The sequence below is a fragment of the Bradyrhizobium oligotrophicum S58 genome (genome assembly GCF_000344805.1).
Lineage (GTDB): Bacteria > Pseudomonadota > Alphaproteobacteria > Rhizobiales > Xanthobacteraceae > Bradyrhizobium > Bradyrhizobium oligotrophicum.
In genome coordinates, this window is sequence record NC_020453.1 from 4,430,343 (window position 1) to 4,446,492 (window position 16,150).

Annotated in this window: 11 protein-coding genes; 5 read left to right on the forward strand and 6 right to left on the reverse strand. The window is 63.7% G+C overall.

Features of this window, described 5'->3' with window-relative positions:
• Positions 1-16: 16 nt before the first annotated feature.
• Positions 17-733, reverse strand: a complete 717-nt coding sequence (gene queC, locus S58_RS19065) for a 7-cyano-7-deazaguanine synthase QueC (protein WP_015666997.1) — start codon at positions 731-733, stop codon at positions 17-19.
• 127 nt (positions 734-860) lie between these two features.
• Between queC and mazG the strand changes: the two genes are divergently transcribed.
• Positions 861-1,679, forward strand: a complete 819-nt coding sequence (gene mazG / locus S58_RS19070) for a nucleoside triphosphate pyrophosphohydrolase (RefSeq protein WP_015666998.1) — start codon at positions 861-863, stop codon at positions 1,677-1,679.
• 20 nt (positions 1,680-1,699) lie between these two features.
• Here the strand turns inward: mazG and S58_RS19075 are convergent, their stop codons facing one another.
• Positions 1,700-2,602, reverse strand: coding sequence for a LysR family transcriptional regulator (locus tag S58_RS19075; RefSeq protein ID WP_015666999.1), 903 nt, complete (start codon positions 2,600-2,602; stop codon positions 1,700-1,702).
• A 125-nt stretch (positions 2,603-2,727) separates the two neighbouring features.
• Between S58_RS19075 and S58_RS19080 the strand changes: the two genes are divergently transcribed.
• The 4 genes from S58_RS19080 (at position 2,728) to S58_RS19095 (ending at position 10,175) form a co-directional block, all read left to right on the forward strand.
• A complete protein-coding gene (locus tag S58_RS19080) occupies positions 2,728-4,101 on the forward strand; it encodes an MFS transporter (protein ID WP_015667000.1) in 1,374 nt (457 codons plus the stop codon).
• A 22-nt stretch (positions 4,102-4,123) separates the two neighbouring features.
• Complete coding sequence (locus S58_RS19085) at positions 4,124-5,809, forward strand: FAD-dependent oxidoreductase (RefSeq protein WP_015667001.1); 1,686 nt, start codon at positions 4,124-4,126, stop codon at positions 5,807-5,809.
• Between the two features lie 16 nt (positions 5,810-5,825).
• Positions 5,826-7,559 carry a thiamine pyrophosphate-requiring protein gene (locus S58_RS19090; RefSeq protein ID WP_015667002.1) on the forward strand — a complete coding sequence of 578 codons (1,734 nt, stop codon included), beginning with the start codon at positions 5,826-5,828 and terminating at the stop codon, positions 7,557-7,559.
• Between the two features lie 489 nt (positions 7,560-8,048).
• Positions 8,049-10,175: a hypothetical protein gene (locus S58_RS19095; RefSeq protein WP_042339888.1), complete on the forward strand. Its 2,127-nt coding sequence runs from the start codon at positions 8,049-8,051 to the stop codon at positions 10,173-10,175.
• A 271-nt stretch (positions 10,176-10,446) separates the two neighbouring features.
• Here the strand turns inward: S58_RS19095 and hflX are convergent, their stop codons facing one another.
• The 4 genes from hflX to S58_RS19115 form a co-directional block, all read right to left on the reverse strand.
• Entirely contained in the window at positions 10,447-11,826 is a 1,380-nt protein-coding gene (gene hflX, locus S58_RS19100) for a GTPase HflX (RefSeq protein ID WP_042339892.1), read from the reverse strand.
• Positions 11,827-11,851: 25 nt separating this feature from the next.
• On the reverse strand, positions 11,852-12,100 hold the full coding sequence (gene hfq / locus S58_RS19105) for an RNA chaperone Hfq (protein WP_006613906.1): 249 nt from the start codon (positions 12,098-12,100) through the stop codon (positions 11,852-11,854).
• A 273-nt stretch (positions 12,101-12,373) separates the two neighbouring features.
• Positions 12,374-13,744 (reverse strand): nitrogen assimilation response regulator NtrX, encoded by a 1,371-nt coding sequence (gene ntrX / locus S58_RS19110; protein WP_015667005.1) that lies wholly within the window; start codon positions 13,742-13,744, stop codon positions 12,374-12,376.
• A 17-nt stretch (positions 13,745-13,761) separates the two neighbouring features.
• Positions 13,762-16,101: a sensor histidine kinase NtrY-like gene (locus S58_RS19115; protein ID WP_015667006.1), complete on the reverse strand. Its 2,340-nt coding sequence runs from the start codon at positions 16,099-16,101 to the stop codon at positions 13,762-13,764.
• Positions 16,102-16,150: the final 49 nt, after the last annotated feature.

Sequence of the window (16,150 nt, forward strand, 5' to 3'; positions counted from 1 at the left end):
GGGCCCCGCAGCTTTTTCAGAACGGCGCGCCGCCGGCGATGTATTCACGCCACCCCTTGGCACGCAGCTCGCACGCGGGACACTGACCGCAGCCATAGCCCCACTCATGCCGCGCGCCACGCTCGCCGAGATAGCAGGTGTGCGACTGGTCGCGGATGAGATCGACGAGGCCGGCGCCGCCGAGATCATGCGCCAGCTGCCAGGTCGCGGCCTTCGACAGCCACATCAACGGTGTGTGCAGTTCGAACGAGCGCGCCATGCCCAGGCTGAGCGCGCCCTGCAGCGCCTTGATGGTCTCGTCGCGGCAGTCGGGATAGCCGGAATAGTCGGTCTCGCACATGCCGCCGACGATATGCCGGATGCCGCGGCGATAGGCCAGCGCCGCAGCAAAGGTCAGGAACACCAGGTTGCGGCCCGGCACGAACGTGTTGGGCAGACCATCGGCGCCCATCTCGATGGCAACGTCGCGCGTCAGCGCGGTCTCGGAAATGGACGCCAGCGTCGGAATGTCCAAGGTGTGGCTGTCACCGAGCTTGTCGGCCCAATCGGGACGCACGCGCGCGATCCCATCAGTCAGGCGGCCGCGGCAATCGAGCTCGACGGCATGGCGCTGTCCATAGGCGAAGCCGATGGTCTCGACCCGCGCAAAACGGTCCAGCGCCCAGGCCAGGCAGGTGGTCGAATCCTGTCCGCCCGAGAACAGCACCAGGGCCGTCTTATCCTGTTCGCTCATGGTCCCCGCTTAGCACCATCGCTCGATGCGGCCAACCCGCTGGCGGCGGTGCCTCGCCTTTTTGCTGGGAGCCGCGGGCTGCTTCGGGCATACAGGAGCCGAAAGAAAGCTGCTGTCAGGACCGCCCATGCCCCCTTCCCGCGACATCTCACGCCTGATCGAGATCATGGCGGCGCTGCGTACGCCCGTCACCGGCTGTCCGTGGGATGTCGAGCAGACTTTCCAGACGATCGCGCCCTACACGATCGAGGAAGCCTACGAGGTCGCGGACGCGATCACGCGCAACGACCTCGACGATCTGCGCGAGGAGCTCGGTGATCTGCTGCTGCAGGTGATCTACCACGCCCGCATCGCCGAGGAGCAAGGTGCGTTCGCGTTCGGCGACGTCGTCGAAGGCATCACGACAAAGATGATCCGCCGCCATCCGCATGTGTTTCCGGACAAGGACGGCAACGTCACCAAGCCCACCAAGGGCACCTGGGACCGCATCAAGGCCGAGGAGAAGGCCGAGCGCGCCGCGCGACGGCCATCCGAGGAGCAGAACAGCAAATCCTCGCTGCTGGCAGGCATCAAGGCCGGACAGCCGGCGCTGGTGCGCGCGATGGAGCTGCAGCGCAAGGCGGCGACCGTCGGATTCGACTGGAACGATCCGCGCGCGGTGCTGCAGAAGATCCGCGAGGAGGCCGACGAGATCGAGGCGGCGCTCGAGGCCAAGGACGCCACCGAACTGAGTGCGGAGACCGGCGACCTGCTGTTCGCGCTGGTCAACCTCGCCCGCCACGCCGAGGTCGATCCCGAGACTGCCCTACGCGGCACCAACGCCAAGTTCGAGCGCCGCTTCGCCCATATCGAGCATGCGCTCGCCGCCAAGGGACGCACCCTCGAGGAGGCCTCGCTGGACGAGATGGACGAGTTGTGGAACGAGGCGAAGGCGCTGGAGAAATAGCCTCCCCGCTCCGACGCCGCTCAACCGCCCTTGGCCGACAGGATGCGCTTTGTGATCTCGATGAAGCGCTGCGCAGCCGGCGACAATCCGAAGTCGGCGCGGCTCAGCAAGGAGACGTGCCGGTAGATCGTCGGCTGCGACAGCGGGATAGCGACGAGCGTCGGGAATTGGGCCTTCGGCAGCATGTGTCCGGGCAGGATGCTGAGGCCTGCTCCCTCGGCGGTGAGCGCCAGCGCGGTCGTGATCAGCGACACTTCCCAGGCCGGCTTCAATGCTCGTCCGCTCTGCGCCAGCGCGTCGTCGATTTGACTACGAATGCGCGTCCCACGGCGCATCGTGATCAGGTCGGAGCCCATGACGGCGTCCCACGACAAACGGCGGTGCTTCTCGAAGCGGCCGTCCTTGATCCCGATCGCCGAGAGCGGACTTTGCATGAGCGTGTCGACCCTGACTTCCGGCACGCCCTCGTCCTCAACGCTGCCGAGGCCGAATTCCGCATGCCCCGCCATTACCACGGTCAGCAGCTCGTCGGGAGCGACATCACGCAGGTCGATGCTCACCTCGGGATGGCGGGATCGAAAGGCGGCGAAGACGCGCGGAAGCAGCGCTGAGGCAACACCCGCTGAGACTGCGATCGAAATCCGGCCGGCCTTGATCTCGGCAAGGTCGCGCATCCGCGCCGACAGCCCCTGCGCACCGGTCAGGATGCGTTCCGCCGCCGTGATCGCCTCGCGGCACGCCGCCGTCGGATGCAGCGCCCGCGTCGTCCGATCGAACAGCTTGAGCTGAAAGTTTTCCTCGATCTGCCGGATCAACAGGCTGATGGCCGACTGGGTCACACGCAGTTCGGCCGCCGCCTTGGTGATGCTGCCGAGCCGATACACCAGGACCAGGGCCTCCAATTGCCGCAAGGTCGGGGGCATTAGCTTTCCTCATGAATGAATGAGAATTTTGTGGCTAATCCAAAGAGTCTGATCATGCAACATATTTGCAAATAGAGGCCGCAACGAACCGGCCACGCAGCAACAAGCAAAAGGGGGAGGAACACTTGACGCAGGGGATCAATCTCGCGCGCTACGTCGACGAGCGGCCGCTGTCGGGCTTCCAGATCCGGGTCATCTGCCTGTGCGCGCTCGTCGTCGGGCTGGACGGCTTCGATGCCCAGGCGCTCGGCTTCGTCGCGCCCGCGCTCAGCAAGGATCTGCACCTGGCGCCGGGCGCCTTGGGGCCGGTGTTCGGCGCGTCACTCTTCGGCGTGATGATCGGATCACTGGTGTTCGGCGCTCTCGCCGACTATCTCGGGCGCAAATGGCTCGTCGTCGCCGGCGTCCTCGTGTTCGCGCTTGGATCGCTGGCGACCACCCAGGCCACGAGCGTCTCCGACCTCGTCATCATTCGGTTTCTCACCGGCCTCGGGCTCGGCGGCGTCCTGCCCAACACGATCGCTCTGACCGGAGAATATTCGCCGCAGCGCCGCAGGACCCTGCTGATCATGCTGATGTTCATGACGGTGTCGCTGGGATCGGCGATCGGCGGAGCGGTCGCGGCCAAACTCATCACCGCCTATGGCTGGCAGATCATCTTCCTCGTCGGCGGCATTCTGCCGCTCATTCTCTGTCCGGTCCTGATCATCTGGCTGCCGGAATCGCTGTCGCTGCTGGCCCTCGACGACCGCAAGAGCGATCGGGTGCGCGCGCTGCTGATGCGCATCGATCCCAAGGCCCAGCTTCCGGTCGACGCGCGCTTCACGATCGTCGAGGAGAGCGGCAAGGGTTTCCTGCTGCCGCAGCTCTTCACCAAGCGGCGCCTGCTGCCGACCTTGCTGCTCTGGATCATGTTCTTCATGAACATGATGGACATCTATTTTCTCAACAGCTGGCTGCCGACGCTGACCCATGGTGTCGGGCTCGACGTCCAGGCGGCGATCGCGGTCGGCATCGCCTTCCAGTTCGGCGGCATGCTCGGCACGATCGGACTCGGCCTGCTGATCGAAAAGTTCGGCTTCGATCGCGTCCTGTTCGCGACCTACGTTGCCGGCTTCCTCTCGATCATCACCATCGGCTTCGCCGGCGCCTCATTGCCGATCCTCGTGCCGGCCGTCTTCATTGCCGGCGTGGCCGTGATCGGCGGGCAGATCGGCTGCAATGCCTATGCGGCGCGCATCTATCCGACCTACATCCGTGGCACCGGCATCGGCTGGGCGCTGGGCATCGGCCGCTTCGGCTCGATCCTCGGCGTTACCCTCGGCGGGTTGATGCTCGCGGCAAAGTGGGACGTCTCCGCGCTGTTTCAGGCCAGCGCGGTGCCGCAGCTGTGCTCGGCGCTGGTGATCCTCGGATTGGCCCTCCTCGGCATGCGCGGCCGCCTCCCGACCGCGGACGACGGGCAACGAAGTCCGCTCTCGGCACCCGAGCGCGCGTAGATTCAAAGCAAAGAGAACTGACATGAAGACGATTCAAACCCAGGTCCTCATCGTAGGCGCCGGCCCGGTCGGACTGACCGCCGCCATGGATCTTGCCTCGCGCGGCATCGATGTCGTGGTCGCGGAGATCAGGCGCGCCGGCGAGCCGCCGAACGTGAAATGCAACCACGTCTCCGCGCGCTCCATGGAGGTGTTTCGCCGCCTTGGCATCGTCCAGCACGTGCGCGACGGCGGCCTGCCCGCCGACTTCCCCAATGACTGCGCCTATCGCACCGCCGTCGTCGGCCGCGAACTGACGCGCATCCCGATCCCGTCCCGCCAGGACCGCTATACGGCGACTGGCGGACCCGACACGGATTGGCCGACGCCAGAGCCGCCGCATCGCATCAACCAGATCTATCTCGAGCCGATCCTGTTCGCATGCGCCGAGGCGCAGCGCGGCATCACGATCCTCAACCGCGTCCAGGTCGATGAGTTCGATCAGGACGACAACGGCGTGATCGCGCGGGCCCGCGATCTCGACGCCGACCAGGACATCACTATTTCAGCCGACTACCTGATCGGCTGCGACGGCGGCCGCTCGGTGGTGCGCAAGCTGATCGGCTCGCGGCTCAGCGGCACTGATGTGGTGCAGCGGGTGCAGTCCACCTACATCCACGCGCCCGCGCTCAAGGAGCTCATCACCCAGAAGCCGGCGTGGATGACGATGTCGCTCAATCCGCGGCGCTGCGGCACCACCGTCTCCATCGACGGCCGCGACAATTGGCTGATCCACAATCACCTCGCAGCGGAGGAAGTGGAATTCGACAGCGTCGACCGCGACTGGGCGCTGCGCACCATCCTCGGTGTCGACGAGCGTTTCCGGTACGAGATCATCAGCAAGGAGGATTGGATCGGCCGCCGCCTTGTCGCTGATCGCTTCCGCGATCGCCGCGCCTTCATCTGTGGCGATGCCGCGCATCTGTGGATTCCCTATGCCGGCTACGGCATGAATGCCGGAATCGCCGATGCGGTCGACCTGTGCTGGATGCTCGCCGGCGTCATCAACGGCTGGGCCGCCCCTGCCCTGCTCGACGCCTATGAAGCCGAGCGGCAGCCGATCACCGAGCAGGTGTCACACTTCGCGATGAACCACGCGCTCGCCGTGATGAGCCAGCGGCGCGCCGTGCCCGCCGAGGTCGAGATGGATGGTCCAGTCGGTGACGCGGCGCGGGACAAGGTCGGCAAGGCCGCCTACGATCTCAACGTGCAGCAATATTGCTGTGCCGGCTTGAACTTCGGTTATTACTACGACCGGTCGCCCGCCATTTCCTATGATGGCGAGACGCCGCCGCCCTACGGCATGGGCCATTTCACGGCGTCGACCGTGCCCGGCGCACGCGCACCGCATGTCTGGCTGTCCGACGGCCGCTCGCTGCTGGATGCGCTCGGCCCGGCCTACACGCTGGTCCGGTTCGATCCAGCTATCGATGTCGCGTCCCTGATCGAGGCCGCAGCCGGGCAACGCGTGCCTTTGACGCTCGTGGACGCCGAACGCGCCAAGGCGGGCTATGGCTTCGCGGAAAGCCTGCTGCTGGTGCGGCCGGACTCGCACATCGCCTGGCGCGGCATGACTGCACCGCACGAGCCCGACCAACTGTTCGATCGCCTGCGTGGCATCGCAACGCAGCCGGAGGCCATGCGCCGTGACGATGCCGTCGTCGCCTGATCCGCATCACCGCGCCATGACCAGCCACAGCACCGCCCACTACTTCCTCGAGGCGCTCGTCGACCTCGGCATCGACTACATCTTTGCCAATCTCGGCACCGACCATGTGTCGCTGATCGAGGAAATCGCGCGCTGGGACAGCGAAGGCAGGCCGCATCCCGAGGTGATCCTGTGTCCTCACGAGGTGGTGGCGGTGCACATGGCGGCGGGTTATGCGATGACGACCGGTCGCGGCCAGGCCGTGTTCGTCCACGTCGACGCCGGCACGGCGAACGCGTGCATGGCCATCCAGAACGCCTTTCGCTACCGGCTTCCTGTGCTGCTGTTTGCGGGACGGGCGCCCTTCGCGGTGCATGGCGAGCTGGCGGGAGGACGCGATACCTACGTCCATTTCGTGCAGGACAGTTTCGACCAGGCCAGCGTCATCAGGCCCTACGTGAAATGGGACTACACGTTGCCGTCGGGCGTGGTCGTCAAGGAGGCGCTGGCCCGCGCGGCCGCGTTCATGCACAGCGATCCGCCCGGCCCCGTCTACATGATGCTGCCGCGCGAAACCCTCGCCGAGACCTGGGAACACGAGGCGATGCCGGCCTACCCGCCTGCGCGCTATGGCAGCGTCAAGGCCGGCGGCATCGAGCCGGAGCGCGCGCAGGCGATAGCAGACGCGCTGATGAAGGCGGACAACCCGATCGCCTTGACTGCTTACCTCGGACGCAACGCCGAGGCCGTCTCGGTGCTGGAGCGATTGGCGCTGGTCTGCGGCATCCGTGTCGCCGAGTTCAATCCGGTCACGATGAACATCTGCCAGGACTCGCCCTGCTTTGCCGGCTCCGACCCGGCCGCACTGGTCGCCGGCGCCGATCTCGGACTGCTGATCGACATCGACGTTCCCTTCATTCCGCAGATGCTGAAATCAGCCGATCGTATCAGCTGGATCCAGATTGATCTCGATGCCTTGAAGGCGGACATTCCGATGTGGGGATTTGCCACCGACCTTCGCATCCAGGGTAATTCAGCGGTCATCCTTCGGCAGGTGTTGGAGTGCGTCGTCGCCCGTGGTGACGACGCATACTTGCGGAAAGTGCGCGAGCGGATCACGAGCTGGCAGCCGGCACGCGAGGCTGCGCAGGCGAAACGCACGTCCGCGGCAGCACAGAAAGGCGCGCCTGGCGCGATCAACCCCGCCTATCTGTTTGCACGGCTGCAGGCGCTGCTGTCCGAGGACGACATCGTGGTCAACGAGGCCGTCCGCAATGCGCCCATCCTGCAGCAGCAGCTTCGCCGCACCAAGCCGATGACCTATGTGGGCCTGGCCGGCGGCGGCCTCGGCTTCAGCGGCGGCATGGCGCTCGGGCTCAAGCTGGCCAACCCCGCACGCCGCGTGGTGCAGATCGTCGGCGACGGCGCCTACCATTTCGCCGCGCCGGATTCGGTCTACGCCGTCTCGCAGCAGTATCAGCTGCCGATCCTCACCGTGATCCTCGACAACAATGGCTGGCAGGCGGTGAAGGCGTCGGTGCAACGGGTCTATCCGGAGGGCGCCGCGCAGCGGACGAATTCCTTTCTTTCACGACTGACGACGGGGCGTCAGGATGAGCAGCGGCGTCTCGCCGACATCGCCTGCGCGTTCGGCGCCTACGGCGAGCGCGTCGACGATCCCGATGCCCTCGATACGGCGATCGAACGCTGCCTTGCGGCCGTCGACGGCGGTCGCGCCGCAGTGCTGCACGTCGACATTACGCCGTTGTAGCGGGATCGCCCGATGGCCGACGGCGTTGGCGGCAGCTCATGCTGAAGCGCGTAAGACGAATGGAGCTACGTCAGTCTCGGCATACCGTGAGAGCATCCGACCAGTATGCCGCGCTTGCTGGCGTTGACGCGCGCCGTCATCTCCTGGAGCTTGCGGTGCATCTCTGACGTTGGACGCTGGCGCAATTTAAGGCAGATTCAATTCTGGATTTCCATCGAGAGATGAATCAATATTATGCCGTTCCGGTGGAGCGCGGCAGCCTTCAGCCGTTGGTGCATCGCGGATTTGACGGGATACCACCCAGGGAGAGCGCGTTCGTGCATCTCGCTATCTGGCTTCTGCTCGGATCTTTTCTCGTTCTGCCTTACGCGACCGGGCAGCACATCCGAATTGCCCTTTTGCCGTCATGAACATGCCCCGTACACTTGGGGCCGTAAGGCGCGGCCTGGCGCGCTTTTTTCCTCAGCATCGAGAAGCAGAGGTTCATTGATGTATTTGTTTGTTTGGTTTCTGCTGGGCGCGTCGTTCGCTTGGTCGCTTGCCGCGACTTGGACCGCGATCCGCTCTTTCTTTTTCGGCTATTCAGGGATTCCGGCCGAAATACGGTGGTCAATCGCGTTGATTGGACTATGTAGTTTGGCCGCGCTCGCGATTGCTTCGGACAACGCAATGCTTAGCCAGGATTTCCTCGATCTGAGATCTCATTTCCTGGGGCCTCGGTTCGAAGTTCTTCTGCTCGGATTCATCATCGGCGTGATCACGTTTGGATACCGTTGGGCGCTCCATGCCGGCCTGAAGCGATTGGGGTCGGCGATCCTGGGCGACAAGGACAGCACAGCCTGGGCGTTTCAAAGCGCGATTGCTCTGGTGATGGTGGCATTTGTCGTGTTCGCCGTTCGACCCGACTTTCTCGATTACCTTAGGTCTTTCAAGATTGGCGGCTTCGAAGCGACGTTCGCCGAGCCGTCAAGCAGCGCCATCCGTGATACCAATCTGCACCTGAACGATCAGCGAGAGGCGTTGACCGTTGTGCAATTTAAAGACTTTGAGGCTGAATTCATTGATCCGACTTCCCCGCGGGGGTTCGCGAGACGCTTGTTTGCGCCTGCCGAACTTATCGATCAGACCGACCCCATAACCGTATTGCTGGTCGACGGCTATCTTCGGCCCGTTACGGCGTCCCTGAACTGCCTCTACGAAGCCCATCAGCTAGACATTGTCTCCAGGGACGACGACATTGCGTCCTTTGTCTATGCGTGGCAGGGCTTCTTGCTGGCGGTCCATCAAGGTGAGGTTTGGAAAGACGGTGAGGATCAAACGTCACGCAGGGAGGCTGTGACGTCCATATTGGCGCGTCTTTTGAAACATCAACTCAGCATTGTGCGACATGCTAACCAGATTTCGCGAGATTGCGTCTCCCGGGACAGAGGGCCCAAGGACGCCATGCGGTTCGAATCAAAGTGTCTGCTTTCGCGGGCGGGGCCGGACTCACTTTGTCTTGCGCCCAAGATGTCTCTTGTTGATCTGATCGAGAGCTACGATGCGGCGAAATCGAAAGATAATTCTGACGGGACTCAGTGGATCGCCGCACATGCTGCCCGCGATTTCGAGTGCCTCGATGCGCATTTTCGGGCGGCTCAGACGGTCTTGAAGAGCAAAGGTCAGAACCCACACCAGATCATCTCTCTGATGGTTATGGACGCCTACCTCGCTGGCGCCGTCGCCGATCTCATAGCGCTAGTCTCCGGACAACAGAAAGATAAGGCAGTTTTCCTGACTACCATGTTGGATGGCTTTCCCCAATCGCAGGAATTTGCGACCCCGGGAACAATCAACGTATTTTACCAGCTAAGTGACGCTAGGTGGAAAACATTGGATTCGTGGCCTCTGGAGCAGACTCTTTCCGATTTCAGGTTTGCGTTCGATGGCGTCAAGGCGATGATGAACCCGCGGCCCGACCAATTGATAATGGCACTCGGAAAAAGGGTGACCTCAAACCAAAGCGGCCCAGACCCAGATCAGATGGCACGCTGCGACGCCGAGATCACAAAACTGGCGGAGACGTACCGAGATAAAGTTTATGACATCTACCTAAGAAATGCGCTCATTATTTCGACGACGGAAGTCCAGCTATTTAATCAGTTCGAACTATCTAACAGGTATATCTCCGAGGGACTGCATCAGCAGTGGGCCGGAGCCTTGGGGAATCTATTAGTTCAACTCAAAGGGCACTTGAGATGGACCGTCGCAGTCCCAGAGACCATTCGGCTTCCAGAACTGGACGAAAGGCAGCGGAAAGGCCTACCCAATTTGGATCTGGACGACTATCCTGATGTCCTCGTTGAGGCGGAGCTGGCCGCGGCTTTAGGCACAATTCTGACGGATGGACACGGGACGCGTCCTTCTGCGAAGGCATGCAACCTGTCGCTCTTCTTGGTGAACTACGCCGACCGCTCCACTGGCAAAATCAAGCTCAAGTTAAACCTTGAGCGATCTCAGCAAATACGCTGGAAACAGCTTGTTGCCGTTGTCGCCGAACGAGTTGCAAGCAGCTGCTCATGGACAGACCGCCGGGCCGGGAAACAAGATGTTCCCGAAACGGCGGTTTCAGACTAGTAGCAGAACGACACGAAAGCAGGCGAGTGATCGCCTAACCAGCAATTGAACGTGGCCCAATCAGGCTCGCTCAGATCGCCCGGGCCAAAGCAACCTCTGCGAAAGCGAGAGATGCGAGCGTCAGGGCAATGCTCCAGTGGAAGATCTTCATGTTTGCACTCCGGAGTAACCTCACCAGAACCTATATTCTTCAGAGATATTTTCAAGAGGCCGGACGCGGGAAGAAATGAACATCCGTTCAGCGCGTCATTACTTTGTTTTCCTGCCGTCTTTACGCCACCCGCGGCACGCCGTGATAGCGCTCCACCACGATGTCGCGCTTGGTGGCGTCGACACGGACGGTCATGTCGTAGTGGCCTTCGTGCAGCTCCTTGGCGAGCACCTCGGCATTGCGATGCAGCCAGCTGATGCCGGCGCCGTCGGCGGCGTCGATGGTCAGATCGAGCGTCGTCCGCGCCGCGGCGAGCCTGTCCTCGATCGCCTGCAGCAGCGCCTCGACGCCCTCCCCGGTCTCGGCCGAGACCAGGAAGCACGGCCGCTCCGGCGGCCGTCGGCTTGCGATATTGGCGAGGTTCTCGCGCGCCGCCTCGTCGAGACGGTCGATCTTGTTCCAGACCTCGATGATGGTGTCGGTGGCCTCGGGATCGATGCCGAGCTGGCTCAGCACCAGCTCGACGTCGTGCTGCTGCGCCTCGGCATCTTCATGCGACATGTCGCGGACGTGCAGGATCACGTCGGCCTCGAGCACCTCCTCCAGCGTGGCGCGAAAGGCAGCAACGAGTTGCGTCGGCAGGTTGGAGATGAAGCCGACGGTGTCGGACAGCATCGCCTTGCCGCCGTGGGGCAACGCGATCGCGCGCAGGGTCGGATCAAGCGTCGCGAACAGCATGTCGGCCGCCTGCACGTCGGCGCGAGTCAGGCGATTGAACAGGGTCGACTTGCCCGCATTGGTGTAGCCGACCAGCGCCACCACGCGATAGGGCACGCGCTGGCGGCCGGCGCGGTGCAGCCGCCGCGTCGCCTGGACCTTCTTGATCTCGTTCTCGAGCCGGGTGATGCGGTCGCCGATCAGCCGGCGGTCGGCCTCGATCTGGGTCTCGCCAGGACCGCCCATGAAGCCGAAGCCGCCGCGCTGGCGCTCGAGATGGGTCCAGGAGCGCACCAGGCGGCTGCGCTGATAGTTGAGATGCGCGAGCTCGACCTGCAGCGAGCCCTCCTTGGTCTTGGCGCGGCGGCCAAAGATCTCCAGGATCAGGCCGGTGCGGTCGAGCACCTTCGTATTCCAAGCCTTCTCGAGGTTGCGCTGCTGGATCGGCGACAGCGCGCAATCCATCACGACGAGCTCGACCCCGTGGCTCGCGATCACGCCTCCGATCTCGTCGACCTTGCCCTTGCCGAGATAGGTCGCGGGACGAATCTGCTGGATCGGTGCGAGGATCGCTTCGGCCACCGTCAGGTCGATGGCGCGCGCCAGCCCTGCGGCCTCATCGATCCGCGCCTCGCTGTCACGCATGTCGGAATGACCAGCTTGCGCGCCGTCGTCACCACGGCGCGCTCGCAAGTAAGGGCCGATCACGATGACCAGCCCTGTCGTCTTGACGTCATCCGGCCTCGAAAGGCCGATGCCCCCTTCGCGATCGCGGGGTTCCAATCAGGTCACTCTCACGTCAGGTCACTCACGCAGACGCGTCCTCGCCACCCTCGAACAGCTGGATCGGGGCGCCGGGCATAATGGTGGAGATCGCATGCTTGTAGACGAGCTGCGAGTGACCGTCGCGCCGGAGCAGCAGGCAGAAATTGTCGAACCATGTGACAATCCCCTGCAGTTTTACGCCATTGACCAGGAAGATCGTGAGCGGCGTCTTGGTTTTGCGGACATGGTTGAGAAAGGTGTCTTGTAGGTTTTGTGCGCGGTCTGCCGCCATTGTTGTTATCTCGCAGTCTTGTGCTTTTTCTTATTGAACCTTCGGCGGCCCGATTGCAGCTCTCGGACTCGACGTGGTGTCCCATGATCCATTGAGATCCCCCTCGAGGGACCATGGAATGCCGGATTAGAAGACAGGCGAGCATTTTAGGCAAGCCGATTGCATGAACACCGGTTCCAAAAGAACCGGATTCGTCCGTAAAAGTCCGGGATTGGACGAATTTTCCAATGTAAATTCGTCCAGTGGTGCCAACCCGGGTCCAGGTCGGCAATTTCAGCCGACCCCGAGTGCCTTCAGCTTGCGATGCAGAGCCGATCGCTCCATCCCGACGAACTCGGCCGTGCGCGAGATGTTGCCCGAAAAGCGGCTGATCTGGGCGATCAGATAATCGCGCTCGAACACCTCGCGGGCCTCGCGCAACGGCAGGCCCATGATGTGCTCGCCATTGTTGCTGGTCGGCATCGCCGGCACCATCGATCCGACGTCCGGAGGCAACATGTCGGCAGTGATGATCACCTCCGGGCCGCCAGCGGCGAGAATCATCACGCGCTCGACGTTGTTGCGAAGTTGGCGGACATTGCCCGGCCACACATGCGACTGCAGCACGGCCATCGCGTCCTGCCCGATCTGCCGTTTCGGCAGGCCCGTCGTCACCGAAATCTGGTCCATGAAATAGTCGATCAGCTCGGGAATGTCCTCGCGCCGCTCGGATAGCGGCGGCACGCGGATCGGAACCACCGACAGCCGGTGATAGAGATCCTCGCGGAAGCGCCCGGCGGCGATCTCCTCCTCGAGGTTCCGCGCGGTCGACGAGATGATACGCACGTCAACGTGCACCTTGGTGGTGCCACCGGCGCGCTGGAAGGTCTGATCGACCAGGACGCGAAGAATCTTGTTCTGCGTCTCGCGCGGCATGTCGGCGATCTCGTCGACGAACAGCGTGCCGCCATGAGCCTCTTCGAGCGCGCCGGTCTTGCGCGACTGCTCGCCGTTGGACTGCTCGATGCCGAACAGCTCCTCCTCCATCCGCTCCGGCGTGATCGCCGCGGCGTTGATGACGACGAACGGCCCGTCGGCGCGCGGCGACTGGATATGCAGCGTGCGGGCAGCTAGCTCCTTGCCCGATCCGGGAGGTCCGACGATCAGGATGCGGCTGTTGGCCTTGGCGGCGCGCTCGATGGTCTGGCGCAGCTGATTCATCGATGGCGAGCGGCCGGTCATGTTGCTTGCGGTCGGCGCGAGCTGCTTGAGCTCGCGCACCTCGCGCTTCAGCCGCGAAGTCTCCAGCGCCCGCGTCGCCACAAGAATCAGTCGGTCCGACTTGAACGGCTTCTCGATGAAGTCGTAGGCGCCACGCTTGATGGCGGCGACCGCCGTCTCGATGTTGCCGTGACCGGAGATCATGACGACCGGCAGATCGGGATGGTCCTTCTTGATCTGCTCCAGGAGCTGCAAGCCATCGAGCTTGGAGCCCTGCAGCCAGATGTCGAGGAACACCAGGTTCGGGCGGCGGCTCGCGATCTCGCCAAGCGCCGAATCGCTGTCGCGGGCGGTTCGCGTCGTGAAGCCCTCGTCATCCAGGATGCCGGCTACCAGCTCCCGGATATCGGCTTCATCGTCGACAATCAGAATATCACTCGCCATGGGTCACGCCTGTCTCGTCAGCTGCCGGTTGCGGCTTGGATTTTTGGTTGGTCATTGGTCGTTTGAACCGTGCTCGCGGTTTCCCCGCTCGCCTCGGTCTTCTGCACATTGTCCGTCGCAGCCGCCTGCTCCTTGCCCCCCGGCATGGCGGCCTGGCCGGACACGGCAAAGCGCAGCCGCATCCAGGCGCCGCGCTGGCCGGCACGGAAATCAGAGGCGTCCTTGAGCTCCAGCTTGCCGCCATGGTCTTCCAGCACGCGGCCGACGATCGCGAGCCCGAGGCCGGTGCCCTTGGCGCGCGTCGTGACATAGGGCTCGAGCAGCCGCTGCCGCGCCACCTTGGGCAGGCCGATGCCGTTGTCGATCACGTCGATCAGCACGTCGTCGCCTTCACGCGAGGCCACGACGTCGATGCGGCCCTTGCCCAGTTCCTCCGGCGGCACCACCTCGATCGCCTCGGTGGCGTTCTTGATGATGTTGGTCAGCGCTTGCGAGATCAGCCGGCGGTCGAACTGCGCGCGCAGCGGATCCTGCTTGATGTCGGTCTCGATATCGATCTCGGGATGCGCGACCTTCATCAGGAACACCGCCTGCCGTACCGCGTCGGCAACGTCCTCGCCTTCCATCACGGGCTTCGGCATCCGCGCGAATCGCGAGAACTCGTCGACCATTCGCCTGATGTCGTCGACCTGCCGCACGATCGTCTCGGTACATTGCTCAAATATGGCCTTGTCCTCGGTGATGACCTTGCCGAATTTGCGGCGAATGCGCTCTGCGGACAGCTGAATTGGCGTCAGCGGATTCTTGATCTCGTGCGCGATGCGGCGCGCGACGTCGCCCCAGGCCGAGGTGCGCTGCGCCGACACCAGCTCGGTGATGTCGTCGAGCGTGATGATGTAGCTGTCACGCGCCTGGTTGGTCTGCTCGGCGGTGACGCGCACCGAGAGATTGCGCTCGTTGCCGTCGCGCTGGATCGTGACCTGTCCCTGTACCAGCCGCTGCTTGCCTTCGCGCGCCGTCTTCATCATGTCGTCGAGCTCGGGCAGCACGTCCGACAGCGGATGATCGAGCGTCTCGGATTCGGCGTGCCCGATCAGCTTCTCGGCCGAACGATTGAGGATGGCGACGCTGCCCGAGGCGTCGACGCCGATGATGCCGGCGGAGGCCGACGACAGCACCGCCTCGATGAAGCGGCGCCTGCTGTCGATCAGCTCGCTGGCGCTGACCAGCTCGTCGCGCTGCGTGCGCAGCTCCTGCGTCATCTTGTTGAAGGTCTGGCCGAGCTGGGCGAGATCGCCTTCCGATCTGTGCACCGAGACCTGGACGTTGAGATCGCCGGTCGCCACCGTGTGCGCGGCATTCATCAGTTGCCGGATCGGCGACACCAGCCAGTTGGCGAAGTTCAATCCGATCAGCACGGAGGCCATCAGGATGGTCAGCGCGATCACCGCGAACATCAGCGCGAAGGCGACCTGGATGCCGAGCCGGCGCGACTCGACCTGGGCGTATTCGGCGACCGAGGTCTCGGTCTGCTTGAGCTGCGCGATCACGCGCGGATCGAGCAGCCGGGCGACGTAGAGGAAGGTGTCGTTGAAGGCGCGCAGGCGGATCACGGCCGCGACGTAATTGGCGTCGGGAAACACCGCGATCTGCGGCTCGGTCTCGTTGATGTTGCTGAGGAAGTCCGCCGGCGGCGTCTGGAAGCTCTGCTGGATGCCGGTCTCCGCCGTCTCCAGCACGGTGCGATCCTTGTCGATCAGCATCGCGCCCGGCAGGTTGCGCGAGGCGGCGCTGGCCGTCAGCAGCTCGCGGAACGTGCCGCGGTCCTGGTCGTAGAGCGGCCGTGCATGGGCGATGTCGTTGGCCATGCCGAGGATGTCGCCGCGGATCAGCTGGGCGTGCTCATAGGTGTAGGCGCGGGCCACCGTCAGCGAGTTCTGGATCGCCTCCTTGGCAGGTCCCGAGAACAACCGGTCGAGGCCGCGGTCGATGGTGACGTTGGCGACCAGCGACACCAGCACCGCCGGCAGCACCGCGATGATCGAGAACAGGCTGACGATCTGGACGTGCAGCCGCGCCGCGGCCCTGCCCCGCCGCCGCGCCTGGACCATCTGCCAGACCTCGCGGATGATGATCCCGACCAGGATCAGGATCGTTCCGGCGTCGATCAGCAGGAAGGTGCTGACGACCTCGGGCGTCGGCTCGATCGGGCTCAAGCCCACCAGCACGATGAAGGTGAGGAAGGACGACAACAGGGCGAGCCCGACCGCGACCGGCGCAAGCCAGGTGCGCCAGGTCCAGCGCCGGCTGTCAGCGGACGAATCGAAGGGGGTAGCCGAGGTCTCTGCGCTGGTCATTCCGGCAAGGTGGGTGATGCTGAACGCGGCACGTCCGGGAATCGGACTG

Coding starts and splice junctions, on each gene's coding strand:
- queC (WP_015666997.1), bottom strand. CDS start 733: ATGAGCGAACAGGATAAGACGGCCCTGGTGCTGTTCTCGGGCGGACAG.
- mazG (WP_015666998.1), top strand. CDS start 861: ATGCCCCCTTCCCGCGACATCTCACGCCTGATCGAGATCATGGCGGCG.
- S58_RS19075 (WP_015666999.1), bottom strand. CDS start 2,602: ATGCCCCCGACCTTGCGGCAATTGGAGGCCCTGGTCCTGGTGTATCGG.
- S58_RS19085 (WP_015667001.1), top strand. CDS start 4,124: ATGAAGACGATTCAAACCCAGGTCCTCATCGTAGGCGCCGGCCCGGTC.
- S58_RS19090 (WP_015667002.1), top strand. CDS start 5,826: ATGACCAGCCACAGCACCGCCCACTACTTCCTCGAGGCGCTCGTCGAC.
- S58_RS19095 (WP_042339888.1), top strand. CDS start 8,049: ATGTATTTGTTTGTTTGGTTTCTGCTGGGCGCGTCGTTCGCTTGGTCG.
- hfq (WP_006613906.1), bottom strand. CDS start 12,100: ATGGCGGCAGACCGCGCACAAAACCTACAAGACACCTTTCTCAACCAT.
- ntrX (WP_015667005.1), bottom strand. CDS start 13,744: ATGGCGAGTGATATTCTGATTGTCGACGATGAAGCCGATATCCGGGAG.
- S58_RS19115 (WP_015667006.1), bottom strand. CDS start 16,101: ATGACCAGCGCAGAGACCTCGGCTACCCCCTTCGATTCGTCCGCTGAC.